Below are 22,599 nucleotides of genomic sequence, written 5' to 3'. Positions count from 1 at the left end.
TCAATACCGGGCGATTCCGCAAGGGTTGCATATGGTCTTTATCCGATCATCTGGTCCCGCTCCGTCTGATCTTCATAGTGGCGTTTCAAGCGCTGCAAGGCGATGCGCAGAACGATCTTGCCGGACCGTGCAGACCAACCCATTCGCTTCTCTGCTGCCTCCAGCCCTTCGAGGTAACAGCAACAGCGCAGCGCCACGTCGCTCAGCCCCGGCCCCAGATCCGACAATGCCCGCGCAACCCGATCTCGCGCGTCCGAAGATCCACGCCCACTATGCGATTCACTGTCAAAGCTGCCTCGGCCACCCCCTGTCAGAAATCGATCCCAGTTTTGCGCGACCTGCGGCCCGATCTGAGCCAGTTCGAAATCCTCGCGCAGGCGCTCTCCGGCGCTGACAAGGGTTTCGTCCAGAAAGGGTTTGCCATCGCGATCCCGGCGACGCGCCAGTGCGACCAAGGGGCTTTCCGCTGCACAATAGCGAATCCGCCGCGCCCGATCCGTCTGTGTCGTTGAAGCTTTGGCCTGAAACGGCATCTGAGCCTCAGCCATTCCAAATTCATTCTTGGTGCGGGCCTCGTTCTCTGCTTCTGCCACCAGACGGTTCAGCGCCGCGCGCCCCGATGCCGAAATCCGGTATCGCGAGATGCGACCAGGATTGTCGCAGCTGATCCAATCCTGCAGCGCAAGCGCCTGCGCAATCTTGCAATCAACAACAGCCGTTCGGGTTGCCGCAGCATCGCCGGTATCCCGAACAACAACCGCCTTATCCATATCTTCCGCAACGGCAAGAACCGATCCGGTTTCGCACAGACGACGCAGGATGCGCAGCGCTTCCTGATCAAACTTCTCTGCGTCTTCTGACTCTTGCCCAACCCGGTGATCTTCCGAGATCGAGAAATGCGTTTCGGCCAGCGATTGCAACGCGGCATCCACAAGTGGATCATCCCGACGCATTTCGATACGTCTGATTTGTCGCAGAATAGTTGATGCATGGCACCCCTCGGATCGTGCGATATCTCGTATCGATCGACCGGTCTCGGTATGCGCAAGGTATCGCTGCGCCCCTTCGGGCACCCAAGCCGGTATGGTGAAAGCCATGTAGTTTTCCATATTCATTTGCCCTCGTCGACAAAATTGACTGCCACTTTTCGCCCGCGGAATTTGAGTTAACCAAATCTAACTAGAGGTGCTTTCGTTACTCGTTCGTTAACCCCAACGGTTGCCAACCAGATTTGATTCAAAAAGATAAACAGTCGTGAAACCATAGTTCGGAGGGAACCCGCACCAAGCAACACCCGCTTAGGTTGTGTGACAAACAGGCCAAATCAAAACCGCGTAAAGGAACACGGAAGATGCAGGACCTGATGACCATGATCACGACACTTCGCCGCCCACGGCTGCTGACACGGGCGGCAAAACTCGGGGTGCAGGATTACAATCGGGACCGACATCTGCAGCGCATTCTGGGCTATGGATCGCTACCCGGTACAGGCGCGGCGCTTATGCGGCTGATGGATCTTGAGCGAGAGGTAAACGCGCAACGAAAAGAAGAAGATGCCGCTTACTCATTGGTGCGGCATCTGGATCTTCTGATCGCGCTGTTGGGCGAGGCGCAGTTGTATCAGGCCAACCGCGCCTCGGCCCTGAACTGATCAGGTGAACGCATCCGGCATCGAGGCTTTCTTCTCAGCGATGTAAGCCTCAAGCGCTGCGGCTGTGTCCGGGTCCATCTGTGGCTGCTGATAGTTGGCCAGCAGATGCTCCACCCGGCTCGACGCCAGCTGCCGGGTATCGCGCGACCCTTCGTCCTGCCAGGTCTCGAACGGCTTGTAATCCAGCACGTCGGTTTTCCAGAAGGCTTCCTTGAAGTTGGCCTGCGTATGCGCGCAACCCAGATAGTGCCCGCCCGGACCAACCTCGCGGATCGCATCCATGGCCTGAGCGTTTTCATCATAAGCCACGCCTTTGGCCAGCCCATGCAAAACGCCCAACTGGTCGGCATCCATGACAAACTTCTCAAAGTCGGCCACCAGACCGCCTTCAAGCCAGCCACAGGCATGCAGCATGAAGTTCACACCAGCCATCAGACCCATGTTCAGCGAGTTCGCCGTTTCATAGGCCGCCTGCGCATCCGGCAGTTTCGAGCCGCAGAACGACCCGGCAGAGCGGTACGGCAGGTTCAGGCGGCGGGCCAATTGACCTGCGCCATAGGTGATATGCGCCGCCTCTGGTGTGCCGAATGTCGGCGCGCCCGAGTTCATGTCGATCGAGGTCACAAAGGCCCCAAAAATTGCTGGTGCGCCGGGTCGAATGATCTGGCTGTAAGAAATACCCGCCAGCACTTCTGCCAGAACCTGCGTCAGCGTGCCCGCAACCGAAACAGGCGCCATTGCACCACCCACGATAAAGGGCGAAATGATGCAGGCCTGGTTGTTCTTGGCATACACCTCCAGCGCGCCCATCATCACGTCATCGAATGTCATGGGTGAGTTGATGTTGGTCAGCGAGGTCATGACTGTGTTGTTCTGAACGAACTCTTTGCCGAACAAAATCTCGCACATCTCAACCGAATCCTGCGCACGGCTGGGATCGGTGACTGATCCCATGAACGGCTTATCAGACAGAGTCATATGCGCCTTGAGCATATCCAAATGCCGCTTGTTCACCGGAATATCAGTCGGCTCGCATACGGTACCGCCCGAATGGTGCAGCCACTTGGACATATAGGCCAGTTTCACGAACTTGTTGAAGTCATCCATGGTCGCATAGCGGCGGCCACCTTGGACATCCCGCACAAACGGCGGGCCATAGACCGGAGCCAGCACCAGATTGCGGCCGCCAATCACCACCGATTTCTCGGGGTTGCGGGCATGTTGTGTGAACTCGCTGGGGGCGGTCTTGATCAGCTCACGTGCTAATCCACGGGGGATGCGCACACGTTCACCATCAATATCGGCGCCGGCATCGCGCCAGCGTTCCAATGCAGCCGGATTGTCCACGAAGTTGACGCCGATCTCTTCCAGCACTGTTTCCGCGTTGTGTTCGATGATCTCCAACGCTTCTTCGTTGAGGATCTCGAAATTCGGAATGTTGCGTTCGATATACTTCGCCGTTTCGATTCGAACTGCGGTGCGCTCGGCACGGCGGGCGGCACCACCGCCACCTCTCGCCCTGCGTCGGGTGCTTGCCTCTGCCATGAGAAATCCCGTCTGATGTGTTTAGATTGACAGCTTAGTTACAGGATTGAGCACCCACAGGCATATGGTTTACGGCGCTCTGGGGGGAAAAGCGACATTGGGCGCAGCGTTCGCAACCATCTGTGCCGTCGCGGCGATGGCGCTACGCTTCCGAGATCGTATCCCACTCGATACTGTCGATACTTGGCTCTAACATCAGTGGGGCCACAACCTTATGCTGCAGTTCTTCGGGATGATCCTCCATCGAAACAAGAACAGCAATTGTACGCTTGCCTTCAATTGCGTCGCCTTTTTCAAAGCCCACGATCCGAACATTGTTCTGCGCCAATGCCTTGAGAACAGCGACACGCGCATCTGCCTGCGCCTCTTCCAAGCATTGAAGAACAACCTTGAACTCCTGAGTCAGAGGCACCCCGGCTCGCGTCGTGCGTTTAAGCCACTTCACCAAGGGCCTGAGGCCAAGGTTCACGAAGATGACGAAGCCCGTCATCATGACGGCAAACACCCAGGCACCCGCCCCTGCCATCATTCCAACCGCTGCCGAGCACCACAGCGTCGCCGCGGTATTGAGGCCATGAATCGTGAACCCGTGCCGGAAGATTATCCCGGCCCCCAAAAAGCCGATGCCCGAAACAACCTGAGCCGCAACACGCGTTGGGCTGACCTCATCGGGAAAGAGCGCTGAGAATACAACAAAGGCGGCGGCACTTAGTGCAACCAGGGCATTGGTGCGCAGCCCGGCCATTCTTTGGCGCACCTGACGCTCTGATCCGATCAAAGCGCCACAAAACAGCGCCAATCCCAGGTTCAATGCGGCTATCTCGATGGAAATCGGCAATTTCTGTCCCTTGTCTTATCGGGGCATTCCTTGACCCAGCCGAGCTGTCATATTTTCGTTACAAAACTTTTACAATTCCTTTTTTTGGTTCACAGAACTTACCCGAGGATCAGAGGTTGCTCTTGCGAAACTGATGCGCTTGGCCTAAGGCGCGGATATGACCCAAGACACCCATGACCGCCTTCTGATCATCGACTTCGGCAGCCAGGTGACGCAGCTGATTGCACGCCGCCTGCGCGAGTTGAATGTCTATTGCGAAATCCACCCCTATCAGAATGTCACGATGGACCTTGTGCGCGAAATGGCCCCGCGCGCCGTGATCTTCTCGGGCGGGCCCGACAGTGTGACGCGCGATGGATCACCCCGCGCCCCGCAAGAGATTTTCGACTACGGCGCTCCAATTCTGGGCATCTGCTATGGCCAGCAGGTGATGATGCAGCAACTGGGTGGGAAGGTTGAAGGTGGTAAAATTTCGGGCGGTGGCGGCACAGCGGAATTCGGCCGAGCTTTTGTCAGCCCGAAGGGTGCCTTGTCCCTACTGGACGATTGGTTTGCCGAGGGTGACGAACAGGTCTGGATGAGCCACGGTGACCATGTCAGCCAGTTGGCCCCAGGGTTCGAGGTTTATGGCACTTCACCCAATGCTCCTTATGCGATCACCGCCGACACCACACGCCATTTCTATGCGGTCCAGTTCCACCCAGAAGTGCACCACACCCCAAAGGGCGCCAAGCTGTATGAGAACTTCGTAAAGCTTGCGGGCTTCAAGGGCGATTGGACCATGGGTGCCTATCGCGAGGAAATGATCCGCAAAATCCGTGAACAGGTCGGCGACAAAAAGGTCATCTGCGGCTTGTCCGGCGGCGTCGACAGTTCGGTCGCGGCGATCCTGATTCACGAAGCCATCGGCGATCAGCTGACCTGCGTTTTTGTCGACCACGGGTTGCTGCGGAAGAACGAGGCCGAAGAAGTCGTCGGCATGTTCCGCGACAATTACAATATTCAGTTGATCCACGCCGACGATTCCGACCTGTTTCTGGGCGAGTTGGACGGTCAGTCCGATCCAGAAACCAAGCGCAAGATCATCGGTAAGCTGTTCATCGACGTGTTCCAGAAACATGCCGATACCATCGACGGGGCCGAGTTCCTGGCGCAGGGCACGCTGTATCCGGATGTGATTGAATCTGTTTCTTTCTCGGGCGGCCCCTCGGTGACGATCAAATCGCACCACAATGTGGGCGGTCTTCCTGAAAAGATGGGCCTGAAACTGGTTGAACCCCTGCGGGAGCTATTCAAGGATGAGGTCCGCGCCTTGGGTCGCGAACTGGGTCTGCCCGCCAGCTTCATTGGCCGACACCCCTTTCCCGGCCCCGGTCTGGCAATCCGTTGCCCCGGCGAGATCACCCGAGAAAAGCTGGAGATTCTGCGCGAAGCAGACGCCATCTATATCGACCAGATCCGCAAACACGGGCTCTATGATGATATCTGGCAGGCCTTTGTCGCCATTCTGCCCGTGCGCACCGTGGGCGTGATGGGCGATGGCCGCACCTATGACTACGCCTGCGCGCTGCGCGCGGTCACTTCAGTCGACGGCATGACGGCGGATTATTATCCGTTCAGCCATGAGTTTCTGGGCGAAACCGCCACACGGATCATCAACGAGGTGAAGGGCATCAATCGCTGCACCTACGATATCACTTCGAAGCCGCCCGGAACGATCGAGTGGGAGTAGTCCCAGATTAAACGAACGGGAAATCGCGCTGAAAACCCTTTCGCCAGTTCGAGCAATCCACCCTCCTGAGCGCGATTTCTTGCGCTCAGGATTGGCTTGCAATCCAATCTCTGATCACTCACCTTATGAGCGGCTCATCTGGTATGTATGACCCGGCCAATTGATTTTTTGTTACTAGGTTCCGCCCAAGGCTTCGTTTATGGCACTGATCCGAAACGCTTTTCATATTCTTTTCATGACCATCTTCACACTGATCGCGCTTGAAGCGGTCCTGTTTGCCGCGTTTTCGATACGGGACATATTCAGTGGAAATGAAGCCCCCAAAACCTCCGATAATCCCAATCAAGATGAAGAGACCCGGCAGTTCCAAAAGGACGCGCAAAGCTTTCAGGGCTATCCCTATAAGGCTTTTGTGGGGTGGCAATCGCCTCAAATCTCAAGCGAGACGCTGAATATCGACGACAATCTGCGTCGGATCACAGTCAATTCGAACCCGCCGACGGATCACAAGGTGCATTTCTTTGGCGGCTCCACCATGTGGGGGCACAGTGTTTCCGACAAGAACACAATCCCATCCCATTTCAGCAATTTAACGGGAAAGACGGCGATCAACTACGGGGAACAAGCCTATAACTCGCGCCAGAGCCTCAACAGGCTTCTCAACACTCTGGACAGTATCCAACCCGGCGACAACGTCGTATTTTTTGATGGTGTGAATGACGTCTATCACAACTGTCTCAGCCTGAACTCGCCCGACGGGCATCCGCGCGAAGGGTTTATTAAGGAGAAGCTGCGTGGGAAGTTCGGCGGCATCTCGGGGCTTGTATCATCGACCTCAACCTACCGGCTGGCCCGCCGGATCAGTGAGAAGCTGGGCTCGGGAGACAATAGCAAGCGCTTTGCAGATCTGAACCAATGTGGTGATCCGGCCTATGCCGAGCGTGTCGCCGATTTCCTCGTCAGCAGCTGGGCTGCAACCGAAGCCATTGTAAATTCACGGGGGGCACGTTTCTCCTGCGTCTTGCAACCAAACCCGTATACCCTGCCCGACCGTCCGTTCAGCCACAACGAAACATATGCCGCGCAGATTCAACAGGTTTATCCGCTGATCCGTGAAAAGGCGCAAAAACTCGACTGTTTTCAGGACTATTCAGGCATCCTGCAGCAGGATTTCTATATCGATCATTGTTGCCACGTAAACGCACAGGGAAACCTGGAAATCGCCCGGCGTTTTGCGCAGGACCTCAACTAATCCAGGCATTTCTTCCTACACGGAAAGATTCAGAGTGCCAGAGCGGAAAAAATCCGGTTAGTTCCAGTTGCAGCGTCGAGAAATTGCGAAGGACACCGGGTGGATAAGGGCTCAATTCAAATCGGCAAGGCGGCCCTTTGGATGACAGGGGCCATTCTGTCATTTTCCTCAATGGCAGTGGCCGGGCGAGAGTTAAGCCTGCATCACGACACGTTCGAAATAATGATGTATCGCAGCTTTGTGGGCATCGTAGTGGTCGCTCTGGTGCTGAGCGTATCCGGCAAATGGCATCAGGTTACAACCCAGCGACTGGGCCTGCATGCGGTGCGCAATGTGCTGCATTTCACCGGGCAAAACCTGTGGTTCTATGCAGTCGGAGTGATTCCCTTGGCGCAGGTCTTTGCCCTGGAATTCACGCAACCGATCTGGGTGATCCTTCTGTCGCCTCTGCTGTTGAAGGAGCGTCTGACGCCGCTGAAGATGCTGGCCGCGCTTATAGGCTTTGCCGGTATCTTGATTGTCGCGCGTCCCGGCACCGCACCAATAAGCCCAGGGCTGATAACTGCTGCAGCGTCTGCAATTTTCTTCGCGTTTACAACGATTACCACGAAAAAGCTAACGCGCTTTGCTAGTATCGGCTGCATCATGTTCTGGCTGGCGGTAATGCAGGCCGCACTCGGCGCAGCAGCGGCCGGTTTGGATGGTCAGATCGCACTGCCAAACGCCCAGACCGCACCGTTTCTGGTTCTGGTTGGATTGGCCGGGTTGCTGGCACATTTCTGCATTACCAATGCCTTAGCCATCGCGCCTGCAACGGTGGTCGTACCGTTCGACTTTGCCCGCCTGCCCACAATTGCGGTGGTTGGCATGCTTTTGTACCATGAGCCAATTGATCATTGGACCATGCTGGGCGCCGCAGTAATTTTTTCCGGTATATTTCTGAATGTCTGGTCCGAAAATCGTAACAGTTTAGCAACAGTCCATAAGTCTAGTTGCAATAAGTAACGCTCCGTCACCCGTTGACCTTAAACTAATCGAAAAGAAAGTATCGGGCACCAATCAGCGGGTCAGTGTCAAACACACTCAGTTTTTAATCACGAAAGCCCGCATCGAAAGCAAGGGAGGACAGCAATGAAAAAGGCACTACTCGCCACATGTGCGCTGTGCGTGGGGGCAACGGCAGGCTATGCAGGTGGTCTGGACCGCAGCGGTCAAGGCATCAATCTGATCTTTGAAGAAGGTTCCGTGGTTCAGTTCCGGTTGGGGTACACTGACCCAAGCGTCAGCGGCACGCTCGGTGGCGTAGATTCTGGAAATGTAAGTAACAGCTTCTTTACGCCGCATTTTGGCTACAAGACCTCGCTAAGTGAAAAGCTCGACTTTGCAATCATGTATGATCAGCCATTTGGCGCTGATATCGAATATGCTTCTACATACCCTCTGTCGATCAATCCAGCGGCACCCGGTGACACACTGAACGCCAGCGCGGATACCGATGCGATCACCGGCTTGTTCCGTTACAAGTTCGATAATGGGTTCAGTGCGCTGGCCGGGCTTCGCATTCAGCGTGTCGAAGCCAATGTGAACGTTCCGGTGGTCGCTGGCTACAACGTTCAGACCGATGCAGATACTGCATTTGGTTATGTGGTTGGCGTCGCTTGGGAGAAGCCTGAAATCGCAGCCCGTGTCGCACTGACCTACAACTCAAAAATCTCACATGATTTGTCTCAGACCGAGACCAGTCTTTTGACCGGCTCCGCCGCAACGACCACAGAGATCGAAACACCGCAGTCGGTCAATCTCGATTTCCAAACCGGGGTAGCACCAAAAACACTTTTGTTCGGATCTGTGCGCTGGGTTGACTGGCCTCAGCTGGATTTTGCGCCGCCAACCTATGTAGGCCTTACTGGAAACAGCCTTGTAGACTATGAAGATGATACATTTACCTACACGCTTGGCTTGGGTTACCAATTCAACGACGAATTCTCGGGTGCGGTAACGCTAGGATACGAATCTAAAGGCTCTGAGCCAGTTTCCAACCTTGGACCGACCAACGGCTTCTGGAGCATCGGACTGGGTGGTACGTATTCGCTTGAAAAGGCCAAGATTTCGGGCGGTGTGCGATACACAGATATCGGAGATGCAATCGTTGACGGTGCTGGTCCCGGCGCTCGGGCCAACTTCACCGGCAACAGCGCTTGGAGCGTTGGATTCCAGGTTACCTATCAGCTGAATTGATCAGTCCAAATCGCAAGTCTAAGGCCCTGCCCACCCGGCGGGGTCTTTCTTTTTCGCAAGAACCGGGTCGCGACGCCTGTCATCAAATGACAAGTAAAGGCAATGGAACCGCAAAAACATCTCTCACCCCGAGCTTGGGCCGAACTGCTGTTGCTCGGTCTGATCTGGGGCGCGTCCTTTGTTGCGATCCGCATCGCTCTGGACACTATCCCGGTTATGACTTCGGTGCTGCACCGGACCTTCTGGGCCATGGCCGTGCTATGGTTGATTGTCTGGATCAAAGGCATTGAGATTCCGAGAAATCCAAAGGTTTGGCTCGCGTTCCTGATCATGGGCCTTTTGAACAACGTCATCCCGTTTTCACTGATGGCCTGGGGGCAGCTTTACATCGACACCGGCCTGACTGCGATATTGAACGCCGCAACCGCAGTCTTCGGCGTATTGGTCGCCGCGCTGTTCTTTAAAGACGAACGGCTGACACCAAACCGGTTGATCGGTGTGGTCCTGGGGTTTCTCGGCGTCTCAATTGCCATCGGATTAAGCAGTTTCACCGGTTTCAATCTGCAAAGCCTTGCCCAACTGGCCGTGCTGGCGGGCACAGTCTCTTACGCATTTGCCAGCGCGTGGGGCCGCAAACACTTGTCAGGTCTGTCTCCTATCCTCGCGGCTGCTGGAATGCTGACGGGGGCAACCTTACTGATCCTGCCAATCAGTATAATACATGACGGGCTGCCCACACTTGCCCTCCCGGCAGTGACATGGGCTGCCATCGGATACTATGCGATCATCGCAACGGCGGCGGCCTATCTGCTCTACTACCGCGTACTTGCCATGGCAGGCAGTGGAAATCTGATGCTGGTAACCCTTGTGATCCCGCCGGTTGCCATCGTTCTTGGCTCGCTTTTGCGGGACGAAGCGCTTGGCGCAAACGCCTATATCGGCTTTGCGATCCTTGCACTGGGTCTGCTGATCTTGAACCGCCACGGCAAGCATGATTGACGCGCCCCCTCGCCCGTTCTAGCAAAGGCGAAACAAAGGGACAGCGGATCATGATCTACGGCTCGGCAAAAGACTGGCGCACAGCTGCGCGCAAGAAAGTGCTGTTTTTCGGCATGTCGGGCTTGGGCAAAACCTACGTGTCCAACATCCTGCGCGATTCAGGCGATTGGTTCCACTACTCGATCGATTATCGGATCGGCACACGATATATGGGCGAATACATCACCGACAACGCCAAGGCCGAGGCGATGAAAGTGCCCTTTCTGCGGGACCTGCTTCTGTCGGATTCCATTTATATTGGCTCGAATATTTCGTTCGAGAATTTAACCCCCGTGGCCGCCTATTTGGGAAAACCGGGCGATCCGGCCAAGGGTGGGCTCGAAATGCCCGAATACCGGCGCCGCCAGGAACAGTTTAGATTGGCCGAAATTCACGCCTTGCTGGATACCGAATATTTTATCGATCGCGCTCAGCGCCTGTATAACTATCCTCACTTCATCTGCGACACCGGTGGCTCGATCTGCGAGTGGGTCGACCCGGACGACCCTTCGGATCAGGTGATGACTGAGTTGTCAAAGCACACGTTGATGATTTGGCTCAAAGGTGATGAAGAGCACACGGCCGAGCTAATACGCCGCTTCGACAAAGCCCCCAAGCCGATGTCCTATCAGTCCGAGTTCCTGACCCGCAGTTGGACTGAATACCTGGATCAGCAAGGCTGTTCCGAGGCTGAGGTCGATCCCGACGCCTTCATCCGCTGGACCTATGCCCAGGCGCTGGCCCACCGCCAGCCAAGATATGCCGCGATGGCCAAAAACTGGGGCATCGCCCTCACTGCAGCCGAGATCGGTGGCGTGCGTGACGCATCTGATTTCGATGAGTTGATCGAAGGCACCCTTGAGGCTCAGCCCAGGAAAGCCTAGTTAGCAGTTTCCGTTACACTTATTGAAGCCTGAACCGATGCCGATCAAAATCCCATCTGACCTGCCCGCCTATGATGTCCTGACTGAGGAAGGCGTCATGGTCATGGCCGAGGATCAGGCGATGCGGCAGGACATCCGGCCCTTACGCATCGGGTTGTTGAACTTGATGCCCAAGAAAATTCAGACTGAAAACCAATTTGCACGATTGATCGGGGCGACACCGCTGCAGATCGACCTGTCGCTGATCCGCATGACGGAACACCGGACCAAGAACACGGCTGCCGCGCATATGGCGGAGTTTTACCGCCCGTTTCAGGAGGTGAAGGATCAAAAGTTCGACGGCCTGATCATTACCGGTGCCCCGATTGAGCATCTGGAATTCAACGATGTCACCTATTGGGACGAAATCAGCGAAGTGTTCGAATGGACGCAAACCAATGTGCATTCCACCTTCGGCGTTTGCTGGGGTGGAATGGCGATGATCAACCATTTCCACGGCGTGAAGAAACACATGCTGGATGCAAAGGCCTTTGGCTGCTTTCGGCACCAGAATTTGAACCCGGCCTCGCCATTTCTGCGCGGGTTTTCAGACGATTGCGTCATCCCCGTCAGTCGCTGGACCGAGATGAAGCAGGCTGAGATAAATGCCGCACCGGGTCTGAACATCCTGTTGGGCAGCGATGATGTCGGCCCCTGCCTGGTTGAAGATCAAAAGCACCGTGCGCTCTATATCTTCAACCATTTCGAATATGACAGCGATACGCTAAAGCAGGAATATGATCGAGACGTGGCCAATGACACGCCAATCAATGTGCCGATCAACTACTACCCGGATGACGATCCTGCACAAACGCCACAGAACAGGTGGCGTAGCCATGCGCATCTTCTTTATGGCAACTGGATCAACGAAATCTACCAGACAACACCGTTCGATATGGATCAAATTGGCCGCTAAAATACTGATATCATTTGCCGTACTCCTGCTGGGCTTCGCCATTTTTACAACTTGGCGCAGCACCCAGATCGAAGCTCGGGCCGAGGCTGCCTTCCCCCCCGAAGGTCAGATACTGGATGTTGATGGGATAGCGGTGCATGCCGTTGTGATGGGCACAGGGCCGGACGTGGTGTTGATTCATGGCTCCAGCGGGAACACTCGTGATATGACCTTTGCGCTGGCTCCGATCCTTGCGCAACAGTATCGCGTGATCGTGTTCGACCGCCCCGGCCTGGGCTATTCGGCCAGCTTCAACCCGGATGGCGAAACTATCATCGAACAGGCCGAAATCCTGCAAAAGGCCGCGGCGCAGCTTGGGGCAGAGAAACCCATTGTCGCGGGGCAAAGCTATGGTGGATCGGTTTCCCTGGCCTGGGCTGTAACACAGCCCGACAACATTTCAGCCCTTGTTCTGATTGCACCTGCCGCAATGCCCTGGGAAACGCCTTTGGATGGCTTTAACCGCCTAGCCTCAACCCCAACTGGCAATGCTCTGGCCTTGCCGTTGATCACATCCTTTGTTCCAAACTGGTATGTGGACCAGGCGATGGATCAAGTCTTTGCCCCGCAATCCACGCCAGAAGGCTATGCTGCGCATTTCGGACCCGAACTGACGATGCGCCGCGCATCTATGCATGCCAATGCCAAACAGCGAGCAAATCTTCTGGACGAAGTCGCCGCGCTACAGCCGCGCTATTCAGAAATTTCGGTTCCGACCGAGATCGTGCACGGAACGGCGGATGACACCGTTGGGCTGGAGTGGCATTCCCACCGTCTGATTGACCAGATACCGGGGGCTGAACTCATCGAACTGCCGGGGATTGGCCACATGCCTCAGGTTGTTGCCGCTGATGCGGTCGCAGCAGCAATTGATCGCGCTGCAAAACGCGCGGGTTTGCGTTAAGCGGTCAGCTAATCCATAGTAACTTATGGATTTATCATGAGGTGAGGCATGGCCCGGACCGAAAAAGACGCGATCACGGCCTATTTCAACAAGAAAGCCCCCAAGGACGTACGTACGCTGATCAAGGCAGCCGAAAAAGGCGATATCCTGAACCCGACCTACCCCTATGCGCAAAAGATGAAGTCGAAAGACTATGACGCTCAGATCGATGCGCTACAGATCGAACTGGTCAAGATGCAGTCTTGGGTCAAAGAAACCGGCGAGCGGGTAGCGATTATCTTCGAAGGCCGTGATGCTGCGGGCAAAGGCGGCACAATCAAACGGTTCCGCGAAAATCTAAACCCTCGGGGTGCACGCAACGTTGCGCTGTCCAAACCCTCGGACGCCGAGCACAGCCAATGGTATTTTCAGCGCTACATCCCTCATCTGCCTGCCGCAGGCGAAATCGTGTTTTTTGATCGCAGCTGGTACAATCGCGGGGTGGTTGAGAATGTCTTTGGCTTCTGCACGCACGAAGAACGGGAACGCTTTTTTCGTCAGGTCATTCCGCTAGAAACCGGTTTGGTCAATGACGGCATTCGACTGTTCAAATTCTGGCTAAATGTCGGCCGGGCCGAGCAGCTCAACCGGTTTTTGGCAAGAGAAACCGATCCGCTAAAGCAATGGAAACTCAGCCCGATTGACGTGGCCGGTCTGGACAAGTGGGATGCATATTCGGAATCGATCTCCGAAACCTTAACCCGTTCACATACCGAGAAAAGCCCCTGGACCATCGTCCGATCAGACGACAAAAAACGCGCTCGTATTGCGGCCATCCAGACGGTTCTGCATGCATTGGATTATGATCAAAAAGATCGCAAGGCTTTGGGTAAGGTTGACCCAAAGATCTGCGGCGGGGCAGAGATATGGGACGCTTAAACAAAAAAGCACAAATCATCGATATTCGACACCACACCAAGTAGTTGGACGGCAAGCCGCCAGTCGACTATGTCAATGGTTCTGGAATACTGAAAACAACCCTGAGGCCGGGATGACGAAACGCGGGTACCACCACGGAAACCTGAAACAAGCCTTGATCGAGGCCGCGTTGTCCCTGATCGAGGAGAAGGGGCCAACGGGCTTTACCCTGTCCGAGGCCGCCAAAACCGCCGGTGTCACCCCTGCTGCCGTCTATCGCCACTATCACGGGCGCGAAGACCTGATAGCCGAGGCGGCAAAACAGGGTTTCGAGATGTTCGCGGACCTGATGCAATACGCCTATGACCAGGGTCAGCCTTCGGCCTTAGCTGCGTTCGAGGCCACAGGGCGCGCGTATCTGGCTTTTGCCCGAAAACACCCGGGCCACTATATTGCGATGTTCGAAAGCGGTGTTTCATTGAACCGCACGCCCGAGCTGTCGCTGGCAGCGAACCGTGCCAAATCCGTGCTGGAAAAGGCAGCCGCAGATCTGTCGCAGCATATTCCGCCCGAAAAGCGCCCACCTGCCTCGATGTTCAGCGCACATATCTGGGCGATGAGCCACGGCGTTGTCGAGCTGTATGCCCGGAACACGGGTGCGACATCACCCTTCCCGCCCGAGGATTTGCTGGAAAGCGGCATCGGCATCTATCTGCGAGGGTTGGGTCTGGTCCCACAGGACGATTGATTGGTTCAGATGCGCCCGCTGTTCTGAGGAACACTTAGCCCAGACGTGACATTGATCAGGTCCATGTCACCCATTCCCTTGATAGCGACACGCCCGATATCTGACACCTGGAACTCGTCAATCAACGCGTATTTCATCTCTTCCGGAGCAACAATATGCATCGGGTTTGCAAAGACCTGAAGACGCGCAGCTGTGTTCACCGCAGGCCCGAACACGTCGTAAACATATTTCTGAATACCCACGACCGACCCGACAGCGGCGCCCATGCCCAGACCAATCCGGGCCTGCCATTTATGCGGATGGCTTTCATTTCGCCGCTCGAGATATCGCAGAAAGCGTACGGCGCAATGGGCCACAGAGGTTGCGTGATCGGGCGTAGCGTCCGGCATCCCGGAAACAGCCAGATAAGCATCGCCAATCGTCTTGATCCGCTCGCAACCGAACTGTTCGACGATCCGATCAAAGGCCGTGAAGATATCGTTTAATTCGCTGAGTGTGACAGTTGGATCGGTTTTGGCGGCGAAATCGGTGAAGCCGACAAAATCCAGCATTACCACCGAGACTTCTTTGTACAACTGAGGCGTCACAACGCCAAAGGTTTTGAACTCTTCGTAGACCGCGCGCGGCATGACGTTCAGCAGCAGACGCTCGACCCTCTCTTTTTCACGCTCCAACTCACGGGTGTTGCGCTCTACCATGGTCGAGTAGCTGTCGATCATGCTTTCAAGCTCACGAATGCGAGTGATGTTCTGGCATTCAACAATCAGCAGTTGGTCTGACAGTTCATTGGTCAGCGAAACGGTGACCGCAAAGACCAGTGTCCGGCGCTTTGGTTTGATCTTTAACTCAACAGAGTAGCGTAGTCCGGACTGTTTCACATCATCCAGTTCACGCAGATCAAGGTCAGGGATAAGGTCCAAAAGCGTCTGTTTCTTTTCGGGCGTGCCGAACCATTCCGAGAAAGGACCGTTATGAAAGACAAACTTCAGGTCCGACGCCCGCACGATCGCTACGCCGACCCCGATCGCGCGTAAAAGTTGTTCATTGATGGCATGAATGCTCATGCAGCGTGCCGTACCACTATGATTGAACGTTTGTTTTCAATCGCGCCAAGGGCCGTTTGGATATCCTGAGCGGATACACCGTGCATCTCCAAAGCTTCACCAAACAGCGCAGCCATCTCGTCAAAATCCGCATGCGTAATATTGAGATGGCTGTGAACAGCCTTGATCCTGTCATCGCTGAATGAAGCCGGGCCGCCGATTAGTGAGGATACAAACTTGGTCTGATGATCAATCAATCGAGGCATATCGATATCTTCGAAATAGTCCCCGATCTGGTCGGACTCTAACGCCATTTCATAAAATGACATCACCACCCGGCTGATCGTTTTGAAACCACCGTATTTCTCATAAAGCGTCTGTGCCACACGAATACCCGGGTGCTACCTTTGAATAACACCATGAGACTACATCAAATTAATGGTATTGTTAACGTTTAACGGGTCAATGCACCTGCAACCTGTGTATCTGCTGAAAAACGTGACATCGAATTGTGAGTCAGCGCCTATCTGGTTCCGTGTGTTTGATCATATGCGGACACAGCAGGTTGCACATGTGCTGATCGCGCTTCATCGCCCGGATCGTAGATCTCGATCAGCAAGGGATAGCACGCGGCGGTGTCCGACGAATGCTCTGACGAACAATCCCCGCCTGGACAGGCTGACAGGCCAACGGTCACGTCGATTTCGGCATAAAATTCAAGATAATCGCCCGGGCGCACCGGGCTGGCCTTCATGAAATACTGCCCGGTTTCCTGTGTGAATCCGGTGCACATGAAAACGTTCAGTACATCGTGTACAAGCATCTCGGCTTCGTGCAAGGGCAGTTCACGATGCTGGGCCAGCGTGCGTGTCAGGTTCGAATGGCAGCAATAGTGGTAGTCATGGCCCGACAGCAAACGCCCTGTGTACGGATCGCACCGCGTGCCAATCACATCATGGAGAGAGCCACCAAAAGCGTCGAACCCGTACCAATCCAGCGTATCGTCAACGATAGTGGCCATCGGGCGCAGGAAAGGAAAGCTGGACCACATCCGGTCACCCGTCGACAAATGCGTGCCATGCAACGCGCGGGTTTTGCCGGAATAGAACCGCTCTGACAGGTTATGGGTATTCCACAGGTTCAAATCCCCAACCTGCGGGCCTTCGACCGAGACAATCCGGAAAAAGGCACCGGCAGGCACGTCGATACAGGCAGCATCGCGCGGCGCAGCTGTCACCTCAGCCGATTTACGGGCTGTTTCGCGCAGTGCCTTCAACCCATTCAGATTGGGCTGCACCAAGCTGTCAGGCGGGTAGCAAATGACCGGCTGAATGGCCTGACGCGCCGCCGCATCAAAAGGCGCTGCGTGTTTGGGATTGTCAGATTTCATAGGCTACCTCCGGACCAAGTACCGATTGTTCCGTAACTAGTTAGCTTAGTTTCTGATCGACAACCATGCCTGCATCAAGCTGCTGAAAGAAACACATACCCAAAGCCGCCTACACGCCAATCGAAGGTTCCTATCAGCAAGGGATGATGGCGGAGAGACAGGGATTCGAACCCTGGAGACGGTTTCCCGCCTACACACTTTCCAGGCGTGCGCCTTCGACCACTCGGCCACCTCTCCGTGAGCGGGATACTTGAACCATCGTCAGAGGATTTGCAAGGGGCGAATAGCGCGAAAACTCAACCTTTCACAGGCAGCTCTGAAATCGGGCTAAGGCTCATCTCCGTCACCGTCAGACAGGTCCGCCTGGGTCAGATCGGCGGGTTTCGAAGAGGCCTGTCTGAGTTTCTCCTCAGGCTTGGCAACAGGCGATTGCGCTTGCAGCACCTCTGGGTTCCGCAGCCAGAGGTCACGCTGAGCGAACGGAATCTCGATGCCCGCTTCGGTGAAGCGTCGGTTGATTTCGTGGTTCATGTCGGATTTCACCGACAGCACCCAGTTCACATCCCGCAGAATGGCACGGATTTCAAAATCCAGCGAATCCGCACCGAACCCCTGGAAAACGACGCTGGGCGCTGGGTTCGCCAGAACCATGGGATGTGCGTTTGCAATCTCACCCAGGATCGTTTCAACCTGCTGTGTATCGGTGCCATAGGCGACACCCACGGGCACGATAACGCGGCCAATTGTATTGCCTCTTGTATAGTTGGTAACCACGCCGGAAATCAGGTCCGAGTTGGGGACGATCACATCTGTACGGTCAAATGTTTCGATCCGCGTTGACCGGACCGAGATGTCGCGCACATAGCCCATCATTCCGTTTACATCGATCCAGTCGCCTTTGGAGATCGGCCGCTCAACCAACAGGATTATGCCCGAAACGAAGTTCGACACGATAGTTTGCAGACCAAACCCAATACCGACAGACAGGGCACCCGCGACAATAGCAAGCGATGACAGATCAAAACCTGCCACCATGATTGCAACCAAAGCCGCCAGGAAAATCCCAACATAGCCTGAACCTGCGACAATCGCGTTCTGCCCACCCGGATCGATACTGGTTTTGGGCAGCAACGAGTTTCGCAACCCGCTTTGCAACAATCGTGTCAGCCCATACCCGATCACAAATACGGCGACAAAGGTCAGGAAGTTACTGGGCGAAATTGTAATCCCGCCGATGTTGAACCCTTGCAAGAGGCGCGACCAGACTTCCAGCAAGTCCGTTTCACGCGCGCCCCAGTAAATCGCCAAAATCGGCAACGCCAATATCGACAGGGCAAACCCGACCAAAACTGCGAACAATGAATCCCGCGCGGCATCGCCCTGCCCTGTGATCCAGCCATAAACCTGGCTGATAAAACGTTGGATGATGACCAATGCAGCGATCAGAATGAGTGTCTTAACAGCAGGGAAGACAATGGCCTCGGCTGCGTTGATATAGCCAAAAATCGCCAGAAAAGGCGTTGTGATACCCAACAAGAAAACTGCGCGGCGTAAGAACTCGAGCACTTGGGTGAAACCGGCGCTGCGCACTGTGCCCGCCTGATCGGACCCTTCAGACCGTATGTCATTGGTTCGAATTTGCCGAACACGTAGCAGCAAAAGCGCAGTGACCACGATCACCGGAAAACTGACAACGGCGCGGGTCGCATCAGAAATGTTTTCGATCTGCTCGAACAGCAATGCCAACTCGTGCAGGATCAACATGATCGCTAGAAGATCAATGTAGATGCGCAATTCTGTGATTCTGGCAGGGGAAATACGCTTAAAGTCGTTCGCTGCGCTCATCACGTAGATCTGACGGCCAATCCAATCATAAAACAGAATGATCGCAGCCCAATAGGGAATCTCATCCAGCAGCAAAGTACCCCTCAGACCAAGAACATCGGTCATGTCGATGGCTGTCACGATGGCGACGACCCCGATCCAGGGCAGAACAATCCGAAGCAGAGAAATCACAAAGGTCCATGCGCCTGCACCCCTGCCGCCGAGCCTGCGCAAATAGTCCCCGCCTTTTTCGGACCAATGCTTACCAAAGATCAGCAAAACAGCGGAGAGCACCAGCAATATAAAGATGCCTAAACCACGATCGGTGACCTGTTCGCGAACAACGTCTGTTCGCATGTTCTCGACCGTTTCATTGATGAGGCTGCGGAAGGCCTCTTTGACGTCCACCCACGCCGGACCCCAATAGACCGGATTGATCGGAGACGGCCCTTTTTCAAGCAGTTGTTTTTTCTGACGCTCGCGAAGGATCTGATCAATTTCGCCGATCAGCCCGTTTGCACGACTGAATGCTTCTTCAGATATGATCCTTGGGACCCGCAGCTTGTTGAGCTGGTTTTCGAGATGCTCGCGCAACGCAGCGATGTCTTCAGGTTCTGAGGCATCGCCTTCAGGCTTGGGGCCCAGGGCCTTTAACTGGCTTTCAAGCGTCTGTATCCGCTCTGTGTTGGCGCCACGCGCCCTGTTAAAATCTTCGCGATATCCATTAATTTCCGAGCGCAGATTCTCCATTGCGGCATTCGACGCTCGGTTTGCATCGATCACCGCCTCGGCCCGGTCCGCCGTCTTGATCCAGCCCTGATAATACTCACTCTGCCTGTCGGTCAGCTGCGCACTCGCCGCGCCAACGAGCCCGAACAGGCAAAAGATCATCAGCGTCAGACACAGGCGGACCTGTTGCAGCATCAGATATCCTCGAAAACGCCGGGGATTTTGCGAGGAACTTCGGTCATCCAATCAGGCACCGGCAGCTCTTTTTCCCGCAGGAATTCTGGGTTGAACAGTTTAGACTGATAGCGCGTGCCGTAGTCGCACAGAATGGTCACAATAGTATGGCCCGGCCCCAGATCCTTAGCCAGACGCACGGCGCCCGCCATATTGATCGCGGTTGATCCGCCCATGACCAGACCTTCTTCGCGCAGCAGATCGAAGATATAAGGCAAGGCTTCGTTATCGGTCATCTGATACGCGAAATCGGGTTTGAACCCTTCGAGGTTCTTGGTGATGCGCACCTGCCCGATGCCTTCGGCGATCGAACCGCCCTCCATCGCGATCTCACCAGTGGTGTAGTAGGAGTACAGCCCTGCGCCCATCGGATCGACCAGACCGATCTTCACGCCTTTGGGCTGCAACGCTTCGGCCACACCGGCCAATGTACCGCCCGACCCCACCGCGCAGATAAAACCATCCACCTTGCCATCGGTCTGTTCCCAAATCTCGGGCCCAGTGGTTTCCACATGCGCCTGACGGTTGGCGACGTTGTCGAACTGATTGGCCCAGATCGCACCATTGGGTTCGGTCTTGGCCAGTTCCTCGGCCAAACGACGCGAGTAATGCACAAAGTTGTTGGGGTTGCGATACGGAGCGGCGGGAACTTGCACCAATTGCGCCCCCGCAAGGCGCAGCATGTCCTTCTTTTCTTCCGATTGAGTTTCGGGGATGACGATCACCGTCTTGAACCCCATCGAAGCACCGACTAGCGCAAGGCCTATCCCGGTATTGCCCGCGGTACCTTCGACAATCGTGCCACCGGGCTTTAGTTCACCTCGGGCAACCGCATCGCGAATGATGTAAAGCGCCGCGCGGTCTTTGACGGACTGACCAGGGTTCATGAACTCGGCCTTGCCGAGGATCTCGCATCCGGTCTCTTCACTGATGCGTTTCAGCCGGATCAGCGGTGTTTTCCCGACTGCGTCGGCAAGGTCTCGTGCAATGCGCATGGCGCCCTCATGTCATTTGGTATCAGGCAAGATTTACAGCCGCGCTGCCGCAACCACAAGCGCGATAGTCACCCTCGCAGCCGGTCCCGGTGGCGGGCCAACCAATGGGCTAAGGACAGAAGCGGCAAATCCTTGAACGCATGGCTGTCTACAAGGTCGATGAATTCGGAATAAGGCACGATCCGGGTGCGGATATCTTCGCCTTCGCTCGCCAAACCGCCCGTATCCGTGGTTTGGGTCAACTCCCCTAGTCCGACATAAAGATACAGGTACTCGGTCGAGGATCCGCTGGACGAATAAGCCCCGCCTGCAAACTCCAATGTGTCAAAGGTGACACCGGCTTCCTCCAGCGCTTCGCGATATGCGGCCTGTTCCGGTGTTTCACCCGGATCGATCATGCCCGCGACAGGCTCCCACATCCAGGGTTCTGGGTCTTCGATCAGGAAAATCGGTGTCCGAAACTGTTCGACCAGCAGGACCGCATCGCGCACAGGGTCATAAGGCAAAACGACCACCGCACTGCCCTGCAACAGGCTGTTGCGGTTCAGAACCGGCCCCATTGATCCGTCATGCTGGCGATATTGGAGCTGGATCTCCTCCATCCCGAAATAGTCGACATAGGCGCGGCGGTGGCTGTGGACGATCACGTCCTGTGTGATGTCACGCGGATCACCTGTGCGTCGCTGTCGGGCGAACAGCTTAGCCCAGGCACGGGTTTGGATGGCGGGCATGCTGCGGGTCATCTGCTTTGGGTCGACTCTGCCGAAATAGGCCATCTCCTCTTCGGCGGCGAGGGCCGTAACGGGCCCCAGTCTTTCGGCCCATCTTTCCAACGACCACAAACCCGAAGGAACCCAGACGCCGGGCGCTGGAAAGAACACCTGAGCCTCTGCCGGCGTTCCATCTGGCAAAGCAACGCTCAGCGTTTGCAGATCATAGTCGAAACCGCCTTCGTAGAACGACAACCGCGCCAGATCGACCTCGCTTAGTCCACGTATCAGCAGGCCGTCGGCTTGTGCACCCGATACGCGTTGGATCATCGGGAAATCCTGACCCTGTACCGCGTGAACAGCGTGATCCGCAAGGATTGCTGGTGTGATGCGCAAATCCTCCGCGGAACGGCCCAGGACACACTCCAGCAGCGGGACATAGCGAAGGGTGCCGTAAAAGAACAAATCTGACACGGAGAGGCTTTCTATTTGGAGTGACGGGTCAGCGCCAGCGGCGGCTAGCGATTTCGGTTGCAAGCCCAGACAAAACAGACCCAACGGCTAGGGTGATCAGGATTTCAGGCACCAGCAGAAGCTTTCCATAATCGACTCCGATCACGAAGATCGCCTTTACAGCCTCGAAGGGGCCATCATACCGGTTGCGCATGGCCAGGCGGAACATCTCGTAACAGCCCTGCACAAACAACGCCCAGAACACCAGCGAGGCCACTCCGGTCAGACCATTGTTGATCCCCGCCGTCCATCCGCGCCCGGCGCGCTTGCCCATGATCTTCCACCCACAGGCAACGGCCAGCGCAATGTTCACAAGGGTGAAATAGCCATAGTCTTTGCCCTCTTCGCCATTCTCGATGATCATGGTCGACACCAGAAAGGCCACCACCACCAGGCAAAGGGCGGCAACTAGACGAGCGGCTGTGGGCATTGCGTATTCC

General features: G+C 55.5%; 21 protein-coding genes and 1 tRNA gene. 11 read left to right on the top strand and 11 right to left on the bottom strand.

Annotated features, from left to right (window positions below; genetic code table 11):
- Positions 1 to 38: 38 nt before the first annotated feature.
- A complete protein-coding gene (locus ACR0DH_RS03700) occupies positions 39 to 1,109 on the bottom strand; it encodes a DUF6456 domain-containing protein (protein ID WP_480547310.1) in 1,071 nt (356 codons plus the stop codon).
- Between the two features lie 242 nt (positions 1,110 to 1,351).
- Between ACR0DH_RS03700 and ACR0DH_RS03695 the strand changes: the two genes are divergently transcribed.
- Positions 1,352 to 1,651, top strand: coding sequence for a DUF6477 family protein (locus ACR0DH_RS03695; protein WP_480547255.1), 300 nt, complete (start codon positions 1,352 to 1,354; stop codon positions 1,649 to 1,651).
- Here the strand turns inward: ACR0DH_RS03695 and ACR0DH_RS03690 are convergent, their stop codons facing one another.
- Positions 1,652 to 3,196 (bottom strand): trimethylamine methyltransferase family protein, encoded by a 1,545-nt coding sequence (locus ACR0DH_RS03690; protein WP_480547253.1) that lies wholly within the window; start codon positions 3,194 to 3,196, stop codon positions 1,652 to 1,654.
- A gap of 142 nt (positions 3,197 to 3,338) precedes the next feature.
- Positions 3,339 to 4,034 carry an MgtC/SapB family protein gene (locus tag ACR0DH_RS03685; protein ID WP_170530088.1) on the bottom strand — a complete coding sequence of 232 codons (696 nt, stop codon included), beginning with the start codon at positions 4,032 to 4,034 and terminating at the stop codon, positions 3,339 to 3,341.
- 157 nt (positions 4,035 to 4,191) lie between these two features.
- Between ACR0DH_RS03685 and guaA the strand changes: the two genes are divergently transcribed.
- From guaA to ACR0DH_RS03635, 10 genes are all read left to right on the top strand, one after another.
- Positions 4,192 to 5,766, top strand: coding sequence for a glutamine-hydrolyzing GMP synthase (gene guaA, locus ACR0DH_RS03680; protein WP_480547251.1), 1,575 nt, complete (start codon positions 4,192 to 4,194; stop codon positions 5,764 to 5,766).
- Between the two features lie 199 nt (positions 5,767 to 5,965).
- Positions 5,966 to 7,018 carry a hypothetical protein gene (locus ACR0DH_RS03675; protein WP_480547249.1) on the top strand — a complete coding sequence of 351 codons (1,053 nt, stop codon included), beginning with the start codon at positions 5,966 to 5,968 and terminating at the stop codon, positions 7,016 to 7,018.
- A 99-nt stretch (positions 7,019 to 7,117) separates the two neighbouring features.
- On the top strand, positions 7,118 to 8,023 hold the full coding sequence (locus ACR0DH_RS03670; protein WP_480547247.1) for a DMT family transporter: 906 nt from the start codon (positions 7,118 to 7,120) through the stop codon (positions 8,021 to 8,023).
- Positions 8,024 to 8,149: 126 nt separating this feature from the next.
- Complete coding sequence (locus tag ACR0DH_RS03665; protein WP_480547245.1) at positions 8,150 to 9,256, top strand: OmpP1/FadL family transporter; 1,107 nt, start codon at positions 8,150 to 8,152, stop codon at positions 9,254 to 9,256.
- Positions 9,257 to 9,358: 102 nt separating this feature from the next.
- On the top strand, positions 9,359 to 10,255 hold the full coding sequence (locus ACR0DH_RS03660) for a DMT family transporter (protein ID WP_480547243.1): 897 nt from the start codon (positions 9,359 to 9,361) through the stop codon (positions 10,253 to 10,255).
- Between the two features lie 50 nt (positions 10,256 to 10,305).
- On the top strand, positions 10,306 to 11,178 hold the full coding sequence (locus ACR0DH_RS03655; RefSeq protein WP_480547241.1) for an ATPase: 873 nt from the start codon (positions 10,306 to 10,308) through the stop codon (positions 11,176 to 11,178).
- Positions 11,179 to 11,215: 37 nt separating this feature from the next.
- Positions 11,216 to 12,133 carry a homoserine O-acetyltransferase MetA gene (gene metA / locus ACR0DH_RS03650; RefSeq protein ID WP_480542924.1) on the top strand — a complete coding sequence of 306 codons (918 nt, stop codon included), beginning with the start codon at positions 11,216 to 11,218 and terminating at the stop codon, positions 12,131 to 12,133.
- Positions 12,123 to 13,076, top strand: coding sequence for an alpha/beta fold hydrolase (locus tag ACR0DH_RS03645; protein WP_480542922.1), 954 nt, complete (start codon positions 12,123 to 12,125; stop codon positions 13,074 to 13,076). The genes metA and ACR0DH_RS03645 overlap by 11 nt, the downstream gene beginning before the upstream one ends.
- Positions 13,077 to 13,124: 48 nt before the next feature.
- Complete coding sequence (gene ppk2 / locus ACR0DH_RS03640) at positions 13,125 to 13,994, top strand: polyphosphate kinase 2 (protein WP_480547239.1); 870 nt, start codon at positions 13,125 to 13,127, stop codon at positions 13,992 to 13,994.
- Between the two features lie 112 nt (positions 13,995 to 14,106).
- Positions 14,107 to 14,721, top strand: coding sequence for a TetR/AcrR family transcriptional regulator (locus tag ACR0DH_RS03635; protein ID WP_170530110.1), 615 nt, complete (start codon positions 14,107 to 14,109; stop codon positions 14,719 to 14,721).
- A gap of 5 nt (positions 14,722 to 14,726) precedes the next feature.
- Here ACR0DH_RS03635 and ACR0DH_RS03630 read toward each other — a convergent pair whose 3' ends face one another.
- The 8 genes from ACR0DH_RS03630 to ACR0DH_RS03595 form a co-directional block, all read right to left on the bottom strand.
- On the bottom strand, positions 14,727 to 15,785 hold the full coding sequence (locus ACR0DH_RS03630) for an adenylate/guanylate cyclase domain-containing protein (RefSeq protein ID WP_480547237.1): 1,059 nt from the start codon (positions 15,783 to 15,785) through the stop codon (positions 14,727 to 14,729).
- A complete protein-coding gene (locus ACR0DH_RS03625; protein WP_480542917.1) occupies positions 15,782 to 16,150 on the bottom strand; it encodes a group I truncated hemoglobin in 369 nt (122 codons plus the stop codon). Before ACR0DH_RS03625 ends, ACR0DH_RS03630 begins: the two co-directional genes overlap by 4 nt.
- A 137-nt stretch (positions 16,151 to 16,287) precedes the next feature.
- Positions 16,288 to 17,154 (bottom strand): urea carboxylase-associated family protein, encoded by an 867-nt coding sequence (locus tag ACR0DH_RS03620; protein ID WP_480547235.1) that lies wholly within the window; start codon positions 17,152 to 17,154, stop codon positions 16,288 to 16,290.
- A gap of 147 nt (positions 17,155 to 17,301) precedes the next feature.
- A tRNA-Ser gene (locus ACR0DH_RS03615) sits at positions 17,302 to 17,391 on the bottom strand.
- Positions 17,392 to 17,481: 90 nt separating this feature from the next.
- Positions 17,482 to 19,902: a DUF3772 domain-containing protein gene (locus tag ACR0DH_RS03610; RefSeq protein WP_480547233.1), complete on the bottom strand. Its 2,421-nt coding sequence runs from the start codon at positions 19,900 to 19,902 to the stop codon at positions 17,482 to 17,484.
- Positions 19,902 to 20,936 carry a cysteine synthase A gene (locus tag ACR0DH_RS03605; RefSeq protein ID WP_480547231.1) on the bottom strand — a complete coding sequence of 345 codons (1,035 nt, stop codon included), beginning with the start codon at positions 20,934 to 20,936 and terminating at the stop codon, positions 19,902 to 19,904. Before ACR0DH_RS03605 ends, ACR0DH_RS03610 begins: the two co-directional genes overlap by 1 nt.
- A 68-nt stretch (positions 20,937 to 21,004) precedes the next feature.
- On the bottom strand, positions 21,005 to 22,120 hold the full coding sequence (locus ACR0DH_RS03600; protein ID WP_480547229.1) for an NUDIX domain-containing protein: 1,116 nt from the start codon (positions 22,118 to 22,120) through the stop codon (positions 21,005 to 21,007).
- A 28-nt stretch (positions 22,121 to 22,148) separates the two neighbouring features.
- On the bottom strand, positions 22,149 to 22,589 hold the full coding sequence (locus tag ACR0DH_RS03595) for a TrgA family protein (protein WP_480542910.1): 441 nt from the start codon (positions 22,587 to 22,589) through the stop codon (positions 22,149 to 22,151).
- Between the last annotated feature and the right edge of the window lie 10 nt (positions 22,590 to 22,599).

The organism is Ruegeria sp. I1, from assembly GCF_056532675.1.
This window is presented reverse-complemented; position numbering and strand designations above follow the sequence as displayed.

Coding starts and splice junctions, on each gene's coding strand:
- ACR0DH_RS03700 (WP_480547310.1), bottom strand. CDS start 1,109: ATGGAAAACTACATGGCTTTCACCATACCGGCTTGGGTGCCCGAAGGG.
- ACR0DH_RS03695 (WP_480547255.1), top strand. CDS start 1,352: ATGCAGGACCTGATGACCATGATCACGACACTTCGCCGCCCACGGCTG.
- ACR0DH_RS03690 (WP_480547253.1), bottom strand. CDS start 3,196: ATGGCAGAGGCAAGCACCCGACGCAGGGCGAGAGGTGGCGGTGGTGCC.
- guaA (WP_480547251.1), top strand. CDS start 4,192: ATGACCCAAGACACCCATGACCGCCTTCTGATCATCGACTTCGGCAGC.
- ACR0DH_RS03675 (WP_480547249.1), top strand. CDS start 5,966: ATGGCACTGATCCGAAACGCTTTTCATATTCTTTTCATGACCATCTTC.
- ACR0DH_RS03665 (WP_480547245.1), top strand. CDS start 8,150: ATGAAAAAGGCACTACTCGCCACATGTGCGCTGTGCGTGGGGGCAACG.
- ACR0DH_RS03660 (WP_480547243.1), top strand. CDS start 9,359: ATGGAACCGCAAAAACATCTCTCACCCCGAGCTTGGGCCGAACTGCTG.
- ACR0DH_RS03655 (WP_480547241.1), top strand. CDS start 10,306: ATGATCTACGGCTCGGCAAAAGACTGGCGCACAGCTGCGCGCAAGAAA.
- metA (WP_480542924.1), top strand. CDS start 11,216: ATGCCGATCAAAATCCCATCTGACCTGCCCGCCTATGATGTCCTGACT.
- ppk2 (WP_480547239.1), top strand. CDS start 13,125: ATGGCCCGGACCGAAAAAGACGCGATCACGGCCTATTTCAACAAGAAA.
- ACR0DH_RS03635 (WP_170530110.1), top strand. CDS start 14,107: ATGACGAAACGCGGGTACCACCACGGAAACCTGAAACAAGCCTTGATC.
- ACR0DH_RS03630 (WP_480547237.1), bottom strand. CDS start 15,785: ATGAGCATTCATGCCATCAATGAACAACTTTTACGCGCGATCGGGGTC.
- ACR0DH_RS03620 (WP_480547235.1), bottom strand. CDS start 17,154: ATGAAATCTGACAATCCCAAACACGCAGCGCCTTTTGATGCGGCGGCG.
- ACR0DH_RS03610 (WP_480547233.1), bottom strand. CDS start 19,902: ATGCTGCAACAGGTCCGCCTGTGTCTGACGCTGATGATCTTTTGCCTG.
- ACR0DH_RS03605 (WP_480547231.1), bottom strand. CDS start 20,936: ATGCGCATTGCACGAGACCTTGCCGACGCAGTCGGGAAAACACCGCTG.
- ACR0DH_RS03595 (WP_480542910.1), bottom strand. CDS start 22,589: ATGCCCACAGCCGCTCGTCTAGTTGCCGCCCTTTGCCTGGTGGTGGTG.